The sequence below is a fragment of the Gordonia sp. UCD-TK1 genome (assembly GCF_001691435.1).
In the GTDB taxonomy this organism is placed as follows: domain Bacteria; phylum Actinomycetota; class Actinomycetes; order Mycobacteriales; family Mycobacteriaceae; genus Gordonia; species Gordonia hongkongensis.
Genome location: NZ_LZMP01000066.1, coordinates 1 through 1,788, shown reverse-complemented (window position 1 = coordinate 1,788; position 1,788 = coordinate 1). Strand labels below are relative to the sequence as shown.

Annotated in this window: 2 protein-coding genes and 1 pseudogene; 1 reads left to right on the top strand and 2 read right to left on the bottom strand. The window is 59.1% G+C overall.

Annotated elements, in window-relative coordinates; translation table 11 throughout:
• The coding region (locus A9310_RS22265; protein WP_065630881.1) for a transposase at positions 1-243 on the bottom strand (243 nt) is incomplete at its 3' end.
• Positions 244-297: 54 nt separating this feature from the next.
• Here A9310_RS22265 and A9310_RS26445 point away from each other — a divergent pair.
• Positions 298-684, top strand: a pseudogene (locus tag A9310_RS26445) (site-specific integrase); the annotation flags it as partial.
• Between the two features lie 863 nt (positions 685-1,547).
• Here A9310_RS26445 and A9310_RS22255 read toward each other — a convergent pair.
• A partial coding sequence (locus A9310_RS22255; RefSeq protein WP_139104719.1) for an integrase core domain-containing protein occupies positions 1,548-1,788 on the bottom strand: 241 nt, incomplete at its 5' end.

The window sequence follows — 1,788 nt, the reverse complement described above, 5'->3', positions numbered from 1 at the left end:
TTCACGGTTCTCCCGCTCCAACGCCGCGATGCGGTCAGCGTCCTCACTCGTGGTGCCCGGGCGGACCCCGCCGTCGATCTCGGCCTGACGAACCCAATTGCGCAACGCCTCGGGATGGACTCCGAGCTGATCGGCGATCCGCTTGATCGCACCTCTCGACGAATCGGGATCTTGTCGCGCTTCACATGCCATCCGGGTGGCCCGGTCCTTGAGTTCCTCACTGTACTTGCGTGGTGCTGCCATGCTCTCCATCCTTCACAGGTTCGAGAGCCTCCGACAGACCCGGGGCGGTTCAGTCATAGGGCGGCAGGGAAGCGCTACGCGGTGCCGTTGGATTGGTCGCAACCGGTGTTCATGGGCACCTTCTATGAGTCCGTTCTCAAGCCCGCGCTAGAGGCCGCAGGGCTCCCCGCGAGCCGACCAGCCACCCACACAGCCCCGGCACAGCAGGGGGTCCGCCTGCACGACCTGCGCCACACGTTCGCGGTGATGCAACTGATGGCCGGGGTCCACTTCATGCAGGTCAGCCGGTGGATGGGTCACAGCACGTTCACCCTCACGCTGGACACCTACGGCGATTGGATACCTGAGGAAGACGGCGGCGCGCTGAACGATCTACCCGAACCGTCATTGATTGCCACAAAACTGGAGCCGTCAAACGTGATCCAGCTCTTTGGTCCGTAGGGCAGCGTCGTTCTATTTGCGAACGAGGCCCGTGCTGAAAAGTCCAACTAAAGCAACGGCCAACTGAATTGTTGACTCTGCTTCGTGCTGTGTCACTGTCGTTTTTGCCCCGTGTCGATCATGTTGGCCCACCCATATAAGTCGCAAAAGTGAAACGAGGACGTCATGGGATTTAGCGCGACTATCCTCTCGCAGATGGGGGAGTCGCCAACCTTCATTCTCAAGGTTGCCGAGGGCTTTGCCCAAGGTAGCGGTTTTGTCGTTCGGGCACACGACAGCGAAAACTGATTCTTCGACGGCTTTGATGGTGAGTCTGTATCCGTTCGAAGGGTCGGGGGACACGCCGTATATCTGCCCCCATGCTTTGGCGAGTAGCTTACCAGCATCACCGTGCTCGAACGATTGCAGTGCGGCAGACTGTACGCCTTCGGGAACGCGGCGTAAGAGTCCTAAGTGTCCTTCACGTTCGCCGACTGACCAAGCAGAACCGGCCTCTACTAATGCTGTTTCCAACTGCGGACCGGCATCATACTCACTTGTGCTCGCTAGGAGGTAGTCCACCAAACGCCAAGTCAGTCGGTCGGACGTAGAGAAAGTATTTCGTACGGCGCGCAATCCGCCAGTGACGCCATAAGCTCCGTCATCAGCTATATGGACACGGAGCAGACGTTCACACTGCCGTGCGAGCGCAGTATCGAACAGGTTACTGTTGGTTAGAAACCTTGCGTCAATCCACTCCCATAGAGTTTGCTCTAGCCATAAAGGGACACTTTCGTAAAGTGTTGCGAACGAGTCCACTTCATCTGGCAGGTCCCCGATAGCCGGTCCAGGCAGTTCTAGAGCCAGTTTCTTCTAGCTGTCGGTCAGTCGATCTCGCAGCCCACAGGGTGGTGCTGGTGGGTGCATCGGGCAGCGTACTCGGCCGGGGTCTGGTAGCCCAGCGCCGAGTGGCGGTGCCGGTGGTTGTGGTCGTCTTTGAAATCGTCGATCACCACGCGAGCTTCGAGCAGGGTGGGCCAGCAGTTGCGGTTCAGGCACTCGTCGCGAAGCCGGTTGTTGAACGATTCGATGAACCCGTTGTTCCACGGCGTGCCGGGCGGAAAA